This is a genomic window from Parvularcula marina, from assembly GCF_003399445.1.
GTDB classification, from domain to species: Bacteria; Pseudomonadota; Alphaproteobacteria; order Caulobacterales; family Parvularculaceae; genus Parvularcula; species Parvularcula marina.
In genome coordinates, this window is record NZ_QUQO01000002.1 from 251,350 (window position 1) to 267,778 (window position 16,429).

Sequence of the window (16,429 nt, forward strand, 5' to 3'; positions counted from 1 at the left end):
CGCAAAACTCATGCCCTCATTTAGCATGAAGCATGCAAACACGGCATTACCGCGGCGGAAGTTCAGGACTTTTCTGCGACGTGAACCGGCATCCAGCCTTCAAGCGTGCTGATCTGAACTCGTTCGAGAACGCCGACGCGGACCCCATCAAAGACATATTGAACGGCAAGGGCCATCAGCAGCATGCCGAGCAGGCGAGAAATCGTGTTCATGCCGGTCCGACCAAGCGCGCTCGCGATCCGCGATGAGAAGATCATGATGATGATGCCGATACACAGGCAGAGCAGCATGGAGAGGATAACCGCGGTCCGGGTCAGCATCAGATCTGCAGCTGCAACCCCTTGCGGGTTCATCAGAAGCATGATGGTCGCGATCGCGCCCGGGCCTGCCAGCATCGGCATGGCGAGCGGGAAGAAGGCGACGTTATCTCGTGAGGAAGCCTTCGGGCCGGGGCGTTTGGCTTCCATCTCGCCATCGGGATCAAAGAACATCCGAAAGCCGATCAGGAACAGGAGCATGCCGCCCGCTGCCCGGAACGCGGCGATGTCGATGCCCAGATGCTCCAGCATGAAGCTACCGAAAAAGCCGAAGACGAACAGGATGCCAGCTGCGATCAGCGCGGCCTGAATCGCCGTCAACCGCTGGGAAGCGGAAGTCTCACTATGCGTCAGTGCCGCAAAAAGCGGGGCCACCATGATCGGGTCGATCACGATGAACAGAGTGACGAAAGAAGCAAAGAAGACCGAGACGAAACCGGCGTCCATTTGAATAGATCCTGATTGTTGGGAGCGGGCGCCCTCTGCGCCCGGTTACAGCCGGGGTCAAGTGGGCGTCGGCAGTGAATCGCGATTATTGTCATCGCGCCGTATCGAGATAGGTAGGGAACGATGAGTGAAAAGGGGCAGCGGGATGACTGGCGAAAATGAGACGACTGAAGAGGGCGCGGTAAAAACGTCTGAGGCGACGCGCGAAGACATCAAGAATCTCAATAAGGTCGACAGGATCTTCATCCGGCTGAATGTCCTCAACACCATCCTTGCTGTCGCGGGCGTATTCACCGGCGCCGTTGCTCTTTATGCGGCAATGGTCGAATCCGATGCGGTCAAGAAACAGTCCGCCGCCGCCGTCTGGCCCTTTGTCCAGTTCTCGACATCCGACTACACGAATGAGGAAGGCGTCTATTTCGCCATGCACCTGACCAATGTCGGGGCGGGCCCTGCACAAATCAAAAGCGTGCGGATCAAACTGGCCGGGGAGTATCGTGAAGACTGGCGCGATGCGGTCAGCGGCATGCTGCCCGATCAGAAAGTGTCCTTCGGTACGAGTTTCGCGACCAATCGGGTGATGCGCCCAGGTGATGATGTGACAATGATCGAGACGCTTGATCCAGTCCTGCAGAAAGCCTTCGTTGAGGCGACGCTCGATCCTGAGAATGAGTTCGCTTATTGCTATTGCTCGATCTTTGACGATTGCTGGCTCGCCGACAGCACGAAAGACATTCAGAATCCGGAACAGGTGAAATCCTGCCCCGATTTTGGTGATGATGCCTTTCGGAACTGATGCGGGTTATTTGCGGCCGAATAATCGTTCGATGTCGGAGAGTTTGAGCTCGACATAAGTCGGCCGGCCATGATTGCATTGACCGGAATGCGGGGTCGCTTCCATCTGACGGAGGAGGTGGTTCATCTCTTCACCGGTCAGGCGGCGTCCCGCACGGATCGAGCCGCGGCAGGCCATGTTCCCGCAAATGTCACCCAGCCGTTCTTTCAGCGCCGTGCTCTCATCGAGATTGGCTAGGTCCGCCGCGATATCCTTCACGAGCCCGACGACATCTCCCTGACCGAAAAGGGCCGGGACTTCACGAACGAGGATTGCCCCTTCGCCGAAGGCTTCGATCTGCAGGCCGAGGGCATCGAGTTCTTCCGTCCGGGCAGAGATCAGCTCGGCTTCTTCCTGCGGCAAGTCGATGACTTCGGGGATGAGGAGACGCTGGCGGGGGACTGTGCCCTCGGCCATGTGGCGCTTCATTTCCTCATAGACAAGCCGTTCATGCGCCGCATGCTGATCGACAATGACGATCCCGTCCGCTGTCTGCGCCACGATATAGGTTTCGTGAAGCTGGGCGCGGGCCGCGCCGAGCGGATGATCGGATGTGGCGGGCGCGACAGATTCGGCTTCTATCCGGGATGTCGGGGCGGCAGTGGCCGTAAAGGCTGACTGGGCTTCAGCGAGGCCAGCCTGCATTGGACGCTGGACGAATTGCCGGTCGACCGTGGCGCGATGCGGCTGAGGCAGGAAAGAAGGGGCGCCCTGCTGTTCGTCCTCCATCCGCTCGGGCTGGATAGAGGAAAGGGCGCTTGCCGCAACGGTGGTTAAGGCGCGATGACCTGCCTCCATCAGGGCGGCACGCAGGCCAGATACGATCAGCCCACGGATGGATGGCGCATTGCGGAAGCGAACCTCCGTCTTGGCGGGGTGCACGTTCACATCGACATCATCAAAGGGCAGGTCGATGAACATGGCGAGCAGTGGGTGCCGGTCCCGCGCAAGGAAATCCGCATAGGCGCCCCTGACGGCTCCAACCATCAGCCGGTCTTTGACGGGCCGTCCGTTGACGAAAAGATATTGCCGGTCGGGCTGTCCCCGGTTGAAGGTCGGCACCCCGGCAAAGCCGGTCAGCCGCGCGCCATCGCGCTCGAAATCAAGCGGCAGGGCATTGTCGCCGAATTCGCGTCCCATGATTGCCGCAAGGCGATTAAGGTGACCCTCCGTACCCGGCGGTTCTGCCGGAAAGGCAAATCGCTTTCGGCCATCAGCCTCGAGAGAGAAGGCAATGTCAGGCCGTGCCATCGCAAGGGCCTTGAGCGTATCCGAGACGGCGCGGGTCTCGGCCATTTCGGATTTGAGAAATTTGAGCCGTGCGGGTGTGGCGTAGAAAAGGTCGCGAACCTCAACGCGCGTGCCATGACCGGGGAAGGCGCCGGGGCGCACTTCATCGAGCTCACCGCCCGCACATGACAGCTCCCAGCCTTCATCGCCTTTCGCCCGCGACGTCAGCGTCAGCCTCGCCACGGCGCCGATGGAGGGGAGCGCTTCGCCCCTGAATCCCATGGTCGCGATATGGAGGAGATCGTAATCACCCGCATCGTCGGGTTCGAGTTTGGAAGTCGCGTGCCGTTCCAGCGCGAGCTGGAGGGAGTCTGCATCCATGCCGCAGCCATTATCCGTCACGCGGATCAGGGATTTGCCGCCATGCTCGATCGCCACATCAATGCGCGTCGCACCGGCATCGATCGCATTCTCCACCAGTTCTTTGAGCGCCGCCGATGGCCGCTCGATGACTTCACCGGCGGCGATCCTGTTGATCGCGGTCGGGGACAGTTTGCGGATGACGGGGCGCAGCGACTGAGTGCGCGGTGCAGCTTGGGCAGTGTTGGACATTCCCTAATCGTAGCGCGACTCAACCAAGAGCCCACGTGCAAATTCTGCACATCATCGGGCGTTACGCCGTCTCGGACTGATGCGGCATAGGCGCGTGGTGGTGGTAATGCGGTCGCGGGGCCGCACCGGCCTTCGCCCACAGCTTTTCGTGCAGCGTATAGGCGAAGGTCTGGATCAGCGGCTCGACCATCCCGATCCCGAGCGCCACGGCCCAGCTGCCGGTCAGCGCATAGGCGACCCCGATCGCCACGATGAAATGCATGGCGCCATAGGTGAGCGGTTTGAGGGCGGTGACAGACATGAGCCATCCTTATTGCGAACTATTCTCAATTAAGGACTGGGGGCGTTTCAGGCAACCTCCAGCTATCGAAAAGGGTCATCGGGAAAATCGATGGAGACAGGAAAAAGGGCGGGGCCTGGTGGCTATGAGTGAGAACCAGAACCCCGCCAGTCGTGACCGTCACCAGAATGGGTAAGATGGACGGCCTGTTCGATGGCGACAGATCGGGGTCGTGTCGCTCTCGGCACCCATAATGGCGATCATTCGGGCGGGTGCCGGGCAGCGAAACGAAGCAAATCCGCCTCCTATGACACTGGCAATCTGCGCTGTCCTCATCACCTTAACCTGACGATTAGCTGTCGAATTGCTGATATCTGGCCGTTTTTCTCATCTTCGAGAGGGATGGAAGTTTTTATTGCTAAACAGTAACGCCGCAAACCTGATCATTCAGCTTTCCGCCGTTGATCAGGTTTGCATTTCGCCGCAGTTTTTTGTGCTGAGACAGAAAAGGCTGTGAGGGAGATCGCTGTGAACGAGGAAAAGGAGGGCCTGACGTCCTGCTTTCATCATGCCCCGTTCGTGCTGGGGGAATGGACGGTTTATCCGTCCCGCAACCAGCTTAGACGAGCGGAAGAGACGGTCAGTCTTCAGCCCAAGGTCATGAACCTCCTCTGCACTCTGGCGGGCGCAGGCGAAGAGACGATTTCCCGCAACCAGCTCATCGATAAGGTATGGAACGGGCTTCATGTCTCCGACGCTGCGATCGACCGAGCGGTCTACAGTCTGCGCCGGACTCTCGGCGATTCGGCGACGGCCCCCCGCTATATCGAGACGGTCCGCAAAAAGGGGCTTCGCTTGATTATCACTCCGGCGGAAGTTGCTAGCGAGCCGAAGCCGGTCGAGGTGCAGGTGACGACAACTTCTGTGCCCATGGAGCTGAATCTCGCCGGGTTCTCGCTCGGCTCACTCGTTCAGATGACGAGTTGGCGTCAGGCTGCAGTGATGCTTGGGACAATCGTCTGTGTGTTGACTTTCTGGAGCATCATCAACAACCCGATCATCTTTCCGGCATCAGGTGGATTGAACTCTGCAGAAGCTCCGTCAGAGAGTCCCTCTATGAAGGCAGAGGAAGAGGATTGCGCCAAGCAGGTTCTGCTGGCTGACATGTCTGATCTGAATGCCGATTGCTCACCGCAATCGAACGTCATGTTCAGATAGGTAGGCGAGCCTCAAATATCGAGTTCGTCGAGGGCGAAGCTCGCATTCTCCTGAATGAACTGGAAGCGCGGTTCAGCTTTACGGCCCATCAGCCGGTCGATTAGAGCATTCGCATCCGGCGTATCTTCATCGGGCAGATAGACGCGAGCGAGGGTGCGCGTCGCGGGGTCCATCGTCGTCGTCTTGAGGTCGGCGGCATTCATTTCGCCCAAGCCCTTGAACCGGCCGACATCAACTTTGGCACCTTTGCGGAATTCGCTGGCAAGCTTTTTGTCCCTGTCCGCATCATCCAGCGCATAGACCGTCTTGCCGCCTTGGCTGAGGCGGTAAAGCGGCGGCTGGGCGAGGAAGAGGCGACCCGCTGAGAGAAGCTGGGGCATCGAGACCTGAAAGAAGGTGATGAGGAGGGCAGCGATATGCGCGCCGTCGACGTCAGCGTCGGTCATGATGATGATCTTATCGTAGCGCAGATCATCAAGATCGAATTTCGAGCCGAGCCCCACGCCGAGCGCTGTCGTGATGTCGGAAATTTCCTGATTGCCAGCGATCTTGTCGCGGCTTGAGGAGGCAACGTTGAGGATCTTGCCGCGAAGGGGGAGGATCGCTTGCGTCTCCCGGCGGCGTGCCTGTTTGGCCGAGCCACCAGCCGAGTCACCCTCGACTAGGAACAGTTCCGTACCCGTCCGGTCTTTCGCCGAACAATCGGCAAGCTTGCCGGGCAGGCGCAGCTTCTTCATGGCGGAGGCGCGCTGCACCTCCTTTTCCTTGCGGCGGCGGATGCGCTCATCAGCGCGGTCGATGACCCATTCAAGAAGCTTGTCGGCCTGCTTGGCATTGCCTGCGAGCCAGTGGTCAAAGGCCGGGCGGATCGCCGCTTCGGTCAGCTTCTGGGCTTCGGCAGTGGCCAGCTTGTCTTTGGTTTGACCCTGGAATTCAGGGTTCGAAACAAAGACGGAGAGAAGTGCGCCGGCGGTGCCGAGCACGTCTTCTGCCGTGATGTTCTGCGCCTTCTTGTTGTTGGTCAGGTCCGCATAGGCCTTGAGCCCGCGGGACAATGCCGCGCGCAGGCCCTGCTCATGCGTGCCGCCTTCCGGGGTCGGAATGGTGTTGCAGTAGGAATTGGTGAAGCCATCAGCGATCTGCCCGCCCGGCGTCTGGAAACCAGCGCCGCCCCAGACGACAGCCCATTCGACCGTGCCGTGACCGCCTTCTTTTTCGACCTTACCGGCAAAAATTTCGTCCGTAACCGTTGGTTTGCCGCCAACGACATGGGCCAGATAATCCTTCAGCCCGTTGGTGAAGTGGAAGGTCTCTTTCTCCGGCGTCTTGTCGCCTTCGGGAATGATAGCCGGGTCACAAGACCAGCGGATCTCAACGCCGCCGAAAAGATAGGCTTTCGACCGCGTCATCCGGAAGAGACGCGCAGGTTTGAAAGCCGCGCCCTTGCCGAAAATCTCAGGGTCCGGATGGAAAGTCACCGACGTGCCCCGGCGGTTCGGCGCGTCACCGACTTTTTTCAGTGTCGAGGTCGGCAGGCCCTTGGAGAATGTCTGACGGTAAAGCGTGCGGCTTCGCGCGACTTCAACCGTCATGTCATCGGAAAGGGCGTTGACGACCGAGATGCCGACCCCGTGCAGGCCGCCCGACGTCGCATAGGCTTTGTTCGAGAACTTCCCGCCCGAGTGGAGCGTCGTCATGATGACTTCGAGGGCGGGCTTTTTATATTTCGGGTGCTTGTCGATCGGGATGCCGCGGCCATTGTCGATGACGGTCAGATGGCCTTCTGCGTTGAGATTTACCTCGATACGTGTGGCGTGACCGGCGACGGCTTCGTCCATTGCGTTGTCGAGGACTTCCGCAAAGAGGTGGTGCAGAGCGCGTTCATCCGTACCCCCGATATACATGCCTGGCCGTTTCCTGACCGGCTCAAGCCCCTCAAGGACCTCGATATCCTTCGCGGAGTAATCGCTGTCGGAGAAAAGATCGGCTTTACGCTGGGGACGGGACATCGGACCTCTGGAACGAAGGGGGAACAGTACAAACTGCTCCTCTAGCCTGTTCGTTAGCACCCGCCAAGGGCGGGGAATTCAGAAAGATATTCAGCTTCGGGGCCGGGCGGGCGGCCGGTAACGCGGATGGGTGTCGAGACGGCTGAGTTTACGCGGGATCGCGGGTGCCGTGTGCTGACGGCTTTCTTCCTCGTCCTCTTTATCCTCATCATCGTCTTCGTCATGCCCATTCGGGTCAGTTTCCTCGATCTCCTTGCGAAACCGCTTGGGGATGATTTTGCCGGTTTTCTCAAAAATCTTGTCCAGCCAGCCCCATTTGCGCCGCGCTTTTTTGAGAAGTTTCTTCGCTGTCTTGTTGGTGCTGACGACGAGAACAGTGCCGATAATCAAAAAGATCCAGCCCAAAGGCAGGGGCAGGGGGAATAGAACGAGCCCCACGAGGATCATGACGATCCCGATCAGAAAGAGAATAAGTTTCATCAATCGGTCCCAACAACCGCGCCAACTGTGGCACGAGGGGTCGCCCAAACACAAGCGTTGGCGGGTTGAGCTGGCCTGTTGCGGGTTGGATTATTCTCTCGGTCTCGGAATGTGAAGGGCAGTTGGCCGAAATGGCCAAGCCAGCCTTGGACAAAAGGCACCGTCAAAATGCCTGAGGGCCGTATGATCTGGCACGTCGCTCATCATCTTTTCTGGCGGTTCAGAGCATGGCAAGGCATCGTTTCGGCCACCTGCTGAACAAAGGACATATTTCTCGATGAAACAGGCAGACGGTTTGTCCTTCGCCTCTCCCTATCCGGCCCTGAAGGTGGATCAGGAACGGGAAATCCTGACACGGACGGCTTTGCGTCCCTATCGGGCTGCCGGATATGTCATCCGGAAGGATCGTTTCGGGGAGAAGACCCTCATCCATAATTACGGGCACGGCGGGTGCGGGGTCACGCTGTCTTGGGGCTGCGCTAAAGAGGCTGCCGATCTTCTTAAAGACGTGAAGGGCGAGGACATCGCGATCATCGGCGGCGGCGTCATCGGCTTGACGACGGCACGTGTCCTCCAGCAGCGCGGCGCGAAGATTACGGTCTATGCGGAGGAGTATTCACCCGACACGACGTCCGATGTGGCGGGCGCCCTGTGGTTTCCTGTTACGCTTTATGATGAGGATGTGGCGACGACAGACTTCCTCTCGCGGTTCCGCAAAGCGGCGCGTCACGCCTATGAGGTCTTCACCTCACTTCGGGATGATCCGCGTTATGGGGTGTACCCCATGCGCTTTTTTGAACTTGCGGATGAAACCAAAACAGAAGGCTGGCCCGACCGCGTCGAAGGCAATGATCTTTATCCAGGCTTCACAAGGGTTTCGGAGGAGGAAGCTTTCGGCTTCCCCGATGCTCTGCGCTATGAAGCCTTGATGATCGATCCGTCCGTCTTCCTGCCTGCCCTCATGGAAGATATCCGTCAGGATGGCGGTGAATTCGTGACACGCAAATTTGCGAGCAGGGACGAACTCTCGGGTCTGCCAGAGCCGGTTCTCGTCAATTGCACGGGATATGGCGCGCGGGCGCTTTTCGGGGATGAGGAACTGGTTCCCGTCCGGGGCCAGCTTACGCTTCTCGAAGGCCAGCCGGCGATTGATTACGGCTACGCACTGGGACGGGGCGACAGCGAATATCTCTATATGTTTCCGCGCCGAAAGAGTATCGTTCTGGGCGGCTCAAAACAGGTCGGCAATGACAGTCTGGCCATTGACGGGAGCGCCCGGAGCCGCATGCTGGAAGGGCATAGCGAAATTGCCGAACGGATCGTCCGGCAGCCAAAAGAATAAGACCCTGAAAGGGAGCGCCATGGCAGAGAGAACTTATAAGACGTTCACGGATTTCTTTCCCTATTACCTGCGTGAACATGCAAAGCCGGGGACTCGTCAGTTCCACTATGTTGGCACGGCACTTGTTATCCTGATTGCCCTTTGGGCAGTTTTTTCAGGCACCTGGTGGGCGCTGTTCCTGATGCCGGTTGCGGGATATTTCTTCGCCTGGGTCAGCCATGCCTTTGTCGAGCGGAACAAGCCGGCGACGTTCACCTATCCCCTCTGGTCGTTGGCCGCCGATTTTCGCATGTTTTTCCTTGCTGTCTCCGGGCGGCTGGGCCCGCATCTTGAGGCGGCAGGCGTGAGAACCGGCAGCGAAGCCGACAGCCCGGCTGCATGAGCCTCTTGAGCGGCCGGACCGGCCGGGCACACATAGCGGGCGGCCTGTTTCTTCTGCTCGTTCTTATCGCGCTCTATGTTCGCGACGACATTATCCGGCCCTTCGGCGGGGACATCCTCGTCGTCATCTTCCTCTATTTTGCCTTGCGGGCTGTCACGAACTGGCCGCGCGCCACCTCGGCTCTTACGGTTCTCGCGTTCGCCGTCGCCATCGAGATCAGTCAGGGGCTGGGGCTCGTCGAGCGCCTCAATCTCGATGGCAATCCGCTGGCGAGTGTAATTCTGGGGGCGACCTTCGATCCTATGGATCTATTGGCCTATTCGATCGGGGCGGCGCTGGCATTTCTGGCTGACCGCACCTGAAAGACTTGCGCGGCGCGCGCGGTCGGCCCATCTCGTGCGTTCTGATTTACTGCATGCTAAGAGCGCCGACATGACCAGTTCGAAAAACAATACCGTCACCATTTCTGCTCCATCGGGCGATGTGAAGATCGGCAATCATCTGCCCTTCATGCTGTTCGCTGGCCCTTGCGCCATGGAGAGCCGCGACCACGCGATTGAAGTCTCAAGCGCGATTAAGGAGATCACGGACGATCTAGGGATCGGCTTTGTCTACAAGACGAGCTTTGACAAGGCGAACCGGACCTCGCTTTCCTCAAAACGCGGCGTTGGCCTTAATGATGCGCTGCCGGTGTTCGCCGAAGTCAAGGAACGGCTCGGCGTGCCGGTGCTGACGGACATTCATGAGCGCAGCCAATGTGCGCCCGTCGGCGAAGTCGTCGATGTCCTGCAGATCCCGGCCTTCCTCTGCCGTCAGACGGATCTGCTGATCGCGGCGGCTGAAACGGGCCGCGTCATCAAGATCAAAAAGGGCCAGTTCCTTGCGCCTTGGGACATGAAGAATGTTGTCTCCAAAGTGACGGATTCCGGCAACCCCAACGTGCTCATCACCGAGCGCGGGGCGAGCTTTGGTTATAATACGCTGGTTACGGATTTCCGCGGTGTACCGACGATGGCGCGCGATACCGGCGCGCCGATCATCTTCGATGCGACCCATTCCGTCCAGCAACCGGGTGGTCAGGGCGGCACATCCGGCGGTCAGCGCGAGATGGTCCCGACCCTCGCTCGGGCAGCCGTTGCGGTCGGGGTGGCTGGTATCTTTGCCGAAACCCATCCGGATCCGGACAAAGCGCCTTCCGATGGGCCGAACATGATCCCGCTGCATCTCTTGCGCGGCTTCCTTGAAGAGCTGATCGAGCTCGACCGGGTCGCAAAGGCACGTAAGAACCTGCACTGGTTCGCGGAGTAAGCGATTGGCACGCCCGGGGCTTCTGTCTGCCCTGATCCTGTGGGGCGCATCCGCCATCACGCTTGTTACGGTCGCAGTGCTCGCCGTGACAGGATCGGAGACAAAAGCCCCGCCTGCGGAAGAAACCCTTCCTATAATTCCCGTTGCCTTGCCGGAAATGCCAGACGGCAAACAATTCGAATGCCTGGCGCTCGCCATCTATCATGAGGCGCGGTCGGAGCCAGGACCTGGGCCGCGCGCAGTCGGGCACGTTGTCCTCAATCGGGTGGAAGATACGCGCTTTCCTGATACGGTGTGCAAGGTCGTCAAACAGGGAGGCGAAACGCCGCCCTGCCAGTTTAGCTGGTGGTGCGACGGCAAGCCCGACCGGCCCATCTATCCCCGCCTTTATGAACGTTCGAGGATTCTCGCATTTCTTCTGCTGACGGAGGAAGATGAAGACCCGACCGAAGGAGCAGTCTTCTTTCACGCAGATTATGTGACGCCATATTGGGTGGGTTCATTCGACCGGACGGCGGAGATCGGCCGGCATTATTTTTATAAATAGGGGAGGGTGAGATGATCAGAGTTAGCGGCCTCATTGCGGCAATATTGATTCTGCATGGCTGTTCAGCAGAAGAACAATCCTCTCCTGTCCCTGCGCCTACAAAAGCAGAGGCCGCTTCTACAATCTATGATCAGCGTCGGGATGACTGGCGCATCGGGGCCGTCACTTATCAGATCTTTGTTGACCGTTATGTGCCTGCCGAAAATCTCGACGCCAAGCGGGCGCTTTATGCGCCGCCCAAAATCCTGAAGGAGTGGTCCGACCAGCCAGCACGGGGCGAGCCTGTCCCAGAGGCCGGGATTTGGACGCATGAGCTGTCCTTCTGGGGCGGCGATCTGAACAGTATCCGGACGAAAGTCGGATATCTTGAGGCGCTAGGCGTCGATGTCGTCTATCTCAACCCGATCCACCTTGCGCCCTCGAACCACAAATATGATGCGATCAGCTATACGGAGCTGTCGCCCGAATATGGCACATTTGAGGATCTGACCGCGCTGGCCGACGACATTCACGAAGCCGATATGCGGCTCGTCATTGATGGCGTCTTCAACCATATGGGCCGCCGGTCGGAATGGTTTCTTGCGGCCATGGAGGATGAGAACAGTCCCTATCGCGGCTGGTTCACGATCGGCGAGGAATACCAGAACGGCTATGTCGGCTGGTGGGGGATCGCCAATCTGCCGGAGCTGAACTGGGAGAACCCGGTCGTACGGGCGCGCATTGTTGACGATGAAGACTCTGTTGTCCGGAAATGGTTCGACTACGGCATAGATGGTTGGCGGCTAGATGTCGCAACCGAGCTGGGTTTTGACAATCTGACCGCCATCACCAGCGCGGCGCATGAGGAAAAGGCTGGCAGTCTCGTCATCGGGGAGGTCTGGTCCTATCCGGAGAAATGGACCGGGGCACTTGACGCTGTCATGAATTTCCCCATGCGGGAGATGATGTTCCGTTATACCGCTGGCGAGGTGACGGGTGCCCGTTTCGGCGAAGTGGTCGAGGAGATGGCCGAGGATGCCGGGCTCGATCCACTGCTACGAAGCTGGATCCTGCTCGACAATCACGACACGCCACGCCTGAAAACACTGTATCCGGATGAAGAGGACCGCGCCTTCCTGCAGGCACTGCAATTCACCCTGCCGGGGGCGCCGCTCCTTTATTATGGTGTCGAAGCCGGGATGTCTGGCGGGCATGATCCTGAGAGCCGCGGGCCCATGGACTGGGAAGGGGCGAGCCCGGACAATCCTGAATTCGCGCGGCTCCAACAGTTGATCGAACTGCGTGAAGAGACCCCGGCTTTGCGGATCGGTGATTTCCGGGCGCTCGAAATGGAGGAGCTTCTCGCCTTCCTGCGGGTCACCGACCACTATGCCGAGACGGTGCTGGTGGTGGCGAACAATAAGGGCGTGCCGGTGACCGAGACCTTCCTCCTGCGCGAAGGCTCCATCATGAATGGCGAGGAATTCGAGGATCAACTGACGGGCGAGGTCATCAAAAGCGAATCGGCCGTGATGTCGGTGACCGTGCCCCCCATGACGGTGCGCATCCTCAAGCCCAAGCTCTGGCGCGAACATACCGAGCGGACAGGGCACAGCCCGTATAAAAATGTGCCCTAGACAGGGAATGAGAGGACTTCCCCCCGGGCGCCAATCTGCCTAATCGGGTGTATGGCCAAACGACCGACGAAAACGCCGCCGCCGCGCGACGTCCCCGAAAACATTTTCAATGAACCCATGACCGAGGCGCTGTCGCGGCGCTATCTTGCTTATGCGCTGTCGACGATTACGTCGCGGGCGCTGCCCGATGTGCGGGACGGGCTCAAGCCTGTGCACCGGCGCATCCTCTATGCGATGCGGCAGATGAAGCTCAATTCCGATGGTAGCTACCGGAAGTCCGCGAAGGTTGCGGGCCAGGTGATGGGCGATTTCCACCCGCATGGTGACCAGGCAATCTATGACGCCATGGTGCGGCTGGTGCAGGACTTTTCCGTCCGTATCCCGCTGATCGACGGGCAGGGGAATTTCGGCAATATCGACGGCGATAATGCGGCGGCCATGCGGTACACGGAATGTCGTTTGACCCAAGCCGCTGAGATGCTGCTGGATGGCATCGACAATGACACGGTCGATTTCCGGGAGACCTATGACGGAGAAGGGCGAGAGCCGGTCGTTCTGCCCGCTGCTTTCCCGCATCTTCTCGCCAATGGTTCTGCCGGGATCGCGGTAGGCATGGCGACCAATATCCCGCCGCATAACGTGGCCGAGCTGATCGATGCTTCCGTACACCTTATCAAGACGCCGAATGCGCGCACCGAGACCCTCCTCAATTATGTGAAGGGGCCGGACCTGCCGACGGGCGGTGTCTGTGTCGAGCCGCAGGAGAATATTGTCGAGGCCTATGCGACGGGCCGTGGCGGTTTCCGCATTCGCGCGAAATGGGAGACAGAGGATCTGGGGCGCGGGCGCTACCAGATCGTCGTCACGGAAATTCCGTACCAGATCCAGAAATCACGGCTGGTCGAGCGTATTGCTGAGCTGATCCAGACGCGCAAATTGCCGATCCTTACCGATGTGCGCGATGAGAGCGCCGAGGATATCCGCCTCGTGCTGGAGCCCAAGACCGGCAATATCGATCCGCAGATTGTCATGGAAACCCTCTTCAAGCTGACAGATCTTGAAAGCCGGATTTCGCTCAACATGAACGTCATCGGCGCCGATGGCGCGCCGCGCGTTCTGGGCTTGCGCGACTGTCTTCAGGCTTTCCTTGATCACCGAAAGGAAGTGCTGGTTCGCGGCACCCGTTTCCGTCTCGACAAGATCGCGCACCGGCTGGAAGTCCTTGATGGTTTCCTGATCGCCTATCTCAATCTTGATGAGGTGATCCGCATCATTCGGTATGAGGATCATCCCAAAGAAGAGCTGATGAAGACGTTCAGCCTCTCGGACGTGCAGGCTGAAGCAATCCTCAACATGCGGCTCCGCTCGCTACGCAAGCTCGAAGAGATGGAAATCAAGACCGAGCACAAGGCACTCAAAGCCGAGCAAAAAGACTTGAGGGCCCTACTCAAATCGGATGACCTTCAATGGAAGAAGATCACCGAGCAGCTTAAGGAAACCAGAAAAGCCTTCGATCCCAAATTTGACCTCGGCCGTAGGCGGACAGAATTGGCCGATGCGCCCGCCGAGATGGAGGTCAATCTCGATGACCTCATCGAGAAAGAGCCGGTCACAGTTGTCATTTCGGATAAGGGATGGGTGCGGGCCCTCAAGGGGCATGTCGAAGACCTCTCCACCGTCAAATACAAGGACGGGGACAAAGGGCGCTTTGCGCTTCATGCCCAGACGACGGACAAGGTCATGCTGTTTGCGACCAACGGGAAATTCTTCACGCTCGATGTGAAGGATCTGCCCGGCGGGCGCGGGCATGGCGAGCCGTTCCGCCTGATGATCGATCTGGGGAATGAGCACGATCTGGCGCAGATCTTCCTTTATCAGGGTGGGCGTATGCTGCTTGTGGCCTCATCTGCCGGACACGGATTGTTTGTTAAAGAGGATGATGTGCTGGCCACGACCAAAAAGGGCAAACAGGTACTGAATCCTGCGCAGGGCGCTGAAGCGCAGGTTGCTCGCATCATCGATGGCGAGCCCGGAGAGGATGGCTGGATCGCCGCTGTCGGCACCAACCGTAAGCTGATCATCTTCCCGGCCAGTGAACTGCCCATCATGTCGCGCGGCAAGGGCGTCCAGCTTCAGAAATATTCAGGCGGGGCGACGCTCTCCGATGCCAAATATTTCACGCAGGAAGAGGGCCTGACCTGGACCGACAAGGCCGGGCGCAGCCAGATCGAGGCGGGCTGGCATGACTGGACTGGCAAGCGGGCGCAGGCCGGCAAGATCGTCCCCAAGGGCTTCCCGCGGTCCAATAATTTCGGCGCCTGACAGGCGGGGTGCAGGGCCGCTGTTTTTCCTCTAAAATGGCGGCCTCATCATTCCGGGGGCGTAAGATGAAATCCTGTATCGCCATTTTCAGCACATTCGTTCTGGCCGCTTGCGCGAGCGGCGCGCCAAACCTGCCACTCGGGCCGGATCAGCGGACCGCCGAGGATGGCCCTCTCGCCCAGACCGAGGACTGGAAGGACTGGGGGCCAGAGGAGAACCAGCGAGCACGAGAGCAGGGGCTCGAAGGCAAACGCCTCGACACGGCAGAGATTTCGGCTGTCCTGCGCGGACGGGTGCTGCGCGGCTGTTATCCTGACGGCACGCCTTTCGCCGAGGCGCTGGATAGTGACGGGCAGTTCTATGACGCGACTAACAACAACCAACTCCTCGGCACCTATACGATTGCCAATAACCAGCTCTGTTTCCGCTACCCTGAGCGCGCGCAAGCTGGCCAGCCGGATAGCTGCTTCACCGTCTTCTCGCGCGGGCAAGATCTCGATTTCTACACGCCCGACCTGCGCAGCCGTGCGGCGACAACCGATTGCGATGGCTGACCCCGCGACATCGCGGCTGAATGTGGTAAGCAAGTTGAGGTGAGGGGGCCGCGAGGGGCCATCCCGCAAGATGAGTGAAGGAGTCGAAGATGACCCATTTTCGTGCGGGCGCGCTGCTGGCTGCGCTATCCGGCCTGATGGTTTCTCCTGCCTTTGCGCAGGAAGAGACACCAACACGGGCCATCGGCGCAGGGGTTGGGATTGTCTCTGAACCTTATGCGGAACTTGAAGACGACTATCGGCTCTTCCCTGTGCCGCTCCTCTATCTCGATGGCGGGCGGATTTCGGTCTCGGGCACCTCAGCCAGCCTGATGGTCTTCAAGTCGGATCGCTGGGAAGCGGCGGCCACGGCGGAATACCGCTTCAACGGCTATGAAGCTGATGACAGCCCGGTTTTCGAAGGCATGGATGACCGCAACGGCACACTCGAGGCGGGTGGCTGGATTGCCTATAATATCGACGAGACGGTCTATCTCACCGGTTACGCCGTGCATGACGTGCTCGACGAGCATGGCGGGTTCGAGTTGCGCGGTCAGGCGGCGTGGTCCTGGAACCCGCATGTTGCGACCAATGTGACACCGTTCCTCGGCATTGCGTTCCGGTCCGAGGAGCTCAGCGATTACTATTACGGCGTCCTGCCGGGTGAGGCGATGACGATCACCAATTTCAACGGCGGCACCGGCACTTTCGTGCGCAATGCCTATGCGCCGGGCGAAACACTGACGCCTTACGCCGGGATTTCGGTGCGGCAGGCATTGTCCTCGTCATGGGCAGTGTTCTTCTCCGCGCGGCATGAATTCCTGCCGGATGAGGTCGAAGACAGCCCGCTGGTTGACGATGACGGCCGGTCTTATGCGGGGCTCGCGCTCGGCCGCCTGTTCTGATCGTAAGCCGCCCGTTGCACCATCGGGTCAGTTGCGCCATGAGCCA

At 59.2% G+C, this 16,429-nt stretch carries 16 protein-coding genes; 11 read left to right on the forward strand and 5 right to left on the reverse strand.

Annotated elements, in window-relative coordinates:
* Positions 1 to 62 precede the first annotated feature (62 nt).
* Positions 63 to 764, reverse strand: a complete 702-nt coding sequence (locus tag DX908_RS15045) for a MarC family protein (protein WP_116393309.1) — start codon at positions 762 to 764, stop codon at positions 63 to 65.
* A gap of 145 nt (positions 765 to 909) precedes the next feature.
* Between DX908_RS15045 and DX908_RS15050 the strand changes: the two genes are divergently transcribed.
* Positions 910 to 1,560, forward strand: a complete 651-nt coding sequence (locus DX908_RS15050; RefSeq protein ID WP_116393310.1) for a hypothetical protein — start codon at positions 910 to 912, stop codon at positions 1,558 to 1,560.
* Positions 1,561 to 1,566: 6 nt separating this feature from the next.
* Here the strand turns inward: DX908_RS15050 and mutL are convergent, their stop codons facing one another.
* Together mutL and DX908_RS15060 are read right to left on the reverse strand one after the other, a co-directional pair.
* Positions 1,567 to 3,441 (reverse strand): DNA mismatch repair endonuclease MutL, encoded by a 1,875-nt coding sequence (mutL, locus tag DX908_RS15055; protein ID WP_116393311.1) that lies wholly within the window; start codon positions 3,439 to 3,441, stop codon positions 1,567 to 1,569.
* 61 nt (positions 3,442 to 3,502) lie between these two features.
* Positions 3,503 to 3,742, reverse strand: a complete 240-nt coding sequence (locus DX908_RS15060) for a DUF2061 domain-containing protein (RefSeq protein ID WP_116393312.1) — start codon at positions 3,740 to 3,742, stop codon at positions 3,503 to 3,505.
* Positions 3,743 to 4,249: 507 nt separating this feature from the next.
* Here DX908_RS15060 and DX908_RS15065 point away from each other — a divergent pair.
* Positions 4,250 to 4,939: a winged helix-turn-helix domain-containing protein gene (locus DX908_RS15065; protein ID WP_116393313.1), complete on the forward strand. Its 690-nt coding sequence runs from the start codon at positions 4,250 to 4,252 to the stop codon at positions 4,937 to 4,939.
* 11 nt (positions 4,940 to 4,950) lie between these two features.
* Here DX908_RS15065 and parE read toward each other — a convergent pair whose 3' ends face one another.
* Both parE and DX908_RS15075 read right to left on the reverse strand, forming a co-directional pair.
* A complete protein-coding gene (parE, locus tag DX908_RS15070; RefSeq protein ID WP_116393314.1) occupies positions 4,951 to 6,948 on the reverse strand; it encodes a DNA topoisomerase IV subunit B in 1,998 nt (665 codons plus the stop codon).
* A gap of 90 nt (positions 6,949 to 7,038) precedes the next feature.
* On the reverse strand, positions 7,039 to 7,428 hold the full coding sequence (locus DX908_RS15075) for a PGPGW domain-containing protein (protein WP_116393315.1): 390 nt from the start codon (positions 7,426 to 7,428) through the stop codon (positions 7,039 to 7,041).
* 277 nt (positions 7,429 to 7,705) lie between these two features.
* On the opposite strand from DX908_RS15075, the gene DX908_RS15080 reads away from it, so the two are divergent.
* From DX908_RS15080 to DX908_RS15120, 9 genes are all read left to right on the forward strand, one after another.
* On the forward strand, positions 7,706 to 8,770 hold the full coding sequence (locus DX908_RS15080) for an FAD-dependent oxidoreductase (protein ID WP_116393316.1): 1,065 nt from the start codon (positions 7,706 to 7,708) through the stop codon (positions 8,768 to 8,770).
* A gap of 19 nt (positions 8,771 to 8,789) precedes the next feature.
* Positions 8,790 to 9,152, forward strand: coding sequence for an Mpo1-like protein (locus tag DX908_RS15085; RefSeq protein WP_116393317.1), 363 nt, complete (start codon positions 8,790 to 8,792; stop codon positions 9,150 to 9,152).
* Positions 9,149 to 9,514: a ribosomal maturation YjgA family protein gene (locus DX908_RS15090; RefSeq protein ID WP_116393318.1), complete on the forward strand. Its 366-nt coding sequence runs from the start codon at positions 9,149 to 9,151 to the stop codon at positions 9,512 to 9,514. The genes DX908_RS15085 and DX908_RS15090 overlap by 4 nt, the downstream gene beginning before the upstream one ends.
* A gap of 70 nt (positions 9,515 to 9,584) precedes the next feature.
* Positions 9,585 to 10,460: a 3-deoxy-8-phosphooctulonate synthase gene (kdsA, locus tag DX908_RS15095; RefSeq protein WP_116393319.1), complete on the forward strand. Its 876-nt coding sequence runs from the start codon at positions 9,585 to 9,587 to the stop codon at positions 10,458 to 10,460.
* A gap of 4 nt (positions 10,461 to 10,464) precedes the next feature.
* Positions 10,465 to 11,007: a cell wall hydrolase gene (locus DX908_RS15100; protein WP_116393320.1), complete on the forward strand. Its 543-nt coding sequence runs from the start codon at positions 10,465 to 10,467 to the stop codon at positions 11,005 to 11,007.
* Between the two features lie 11 nt (positions 11,008 to 11,018).
* Positions 11,019 to 12,623, forward strand: coding sequence for a glycoside hydrolase family 13 protein (locus DX908_RS15105; RefSeq protein ID WP_116393321.1), 1,605 nt, complete (start codon positions 11,019 to 11,021; stop codon positions 12,621 to 12,623).
* Positions 12,624 to 12,674: 51 nt separating this feature from the next.
* Entirely contained in the window at positions 12,675 to 14,945 is a 2,271-nt protein-coding gene (gene parC / locus DX908_RS15110) for a DNA topoisomerase IV subunit A (RefSeq protein ID WP_116393322.1), read from the forward strand.
* Positions 14,946 to 15,010: 65 nt separating this feature from the next.
* Positions 15,011 to 15,499: a hypothetical protein gene (locus tag DX908_RS15115; RefSeq protein ID WP_147303829.1), complete on the forward strand. Its 489-nt coding sequence runs from the start codon at positions 15,011 to 15,013 to the stop codon at positions 15,497 to 15,499.
* A gap of 89 nt (positions 15,500 to 15,588) precedes the next feature.
* Positions 15,589 to 16,383 carry a MipA/OmpV family protein gene (locus DX908_RS15120; RefSeq protein WP_116393324.1) on the forward strand — a complete coding sequence of 265 codons (795 nt, stop codon included), beginning with the start codon at positions 15,589 to 15,591 and terminating at the stop codon, positions 16,381 to 16,383.
* Positions 16,384 to 16,429 lie beyond the last annotated feature (46 nt).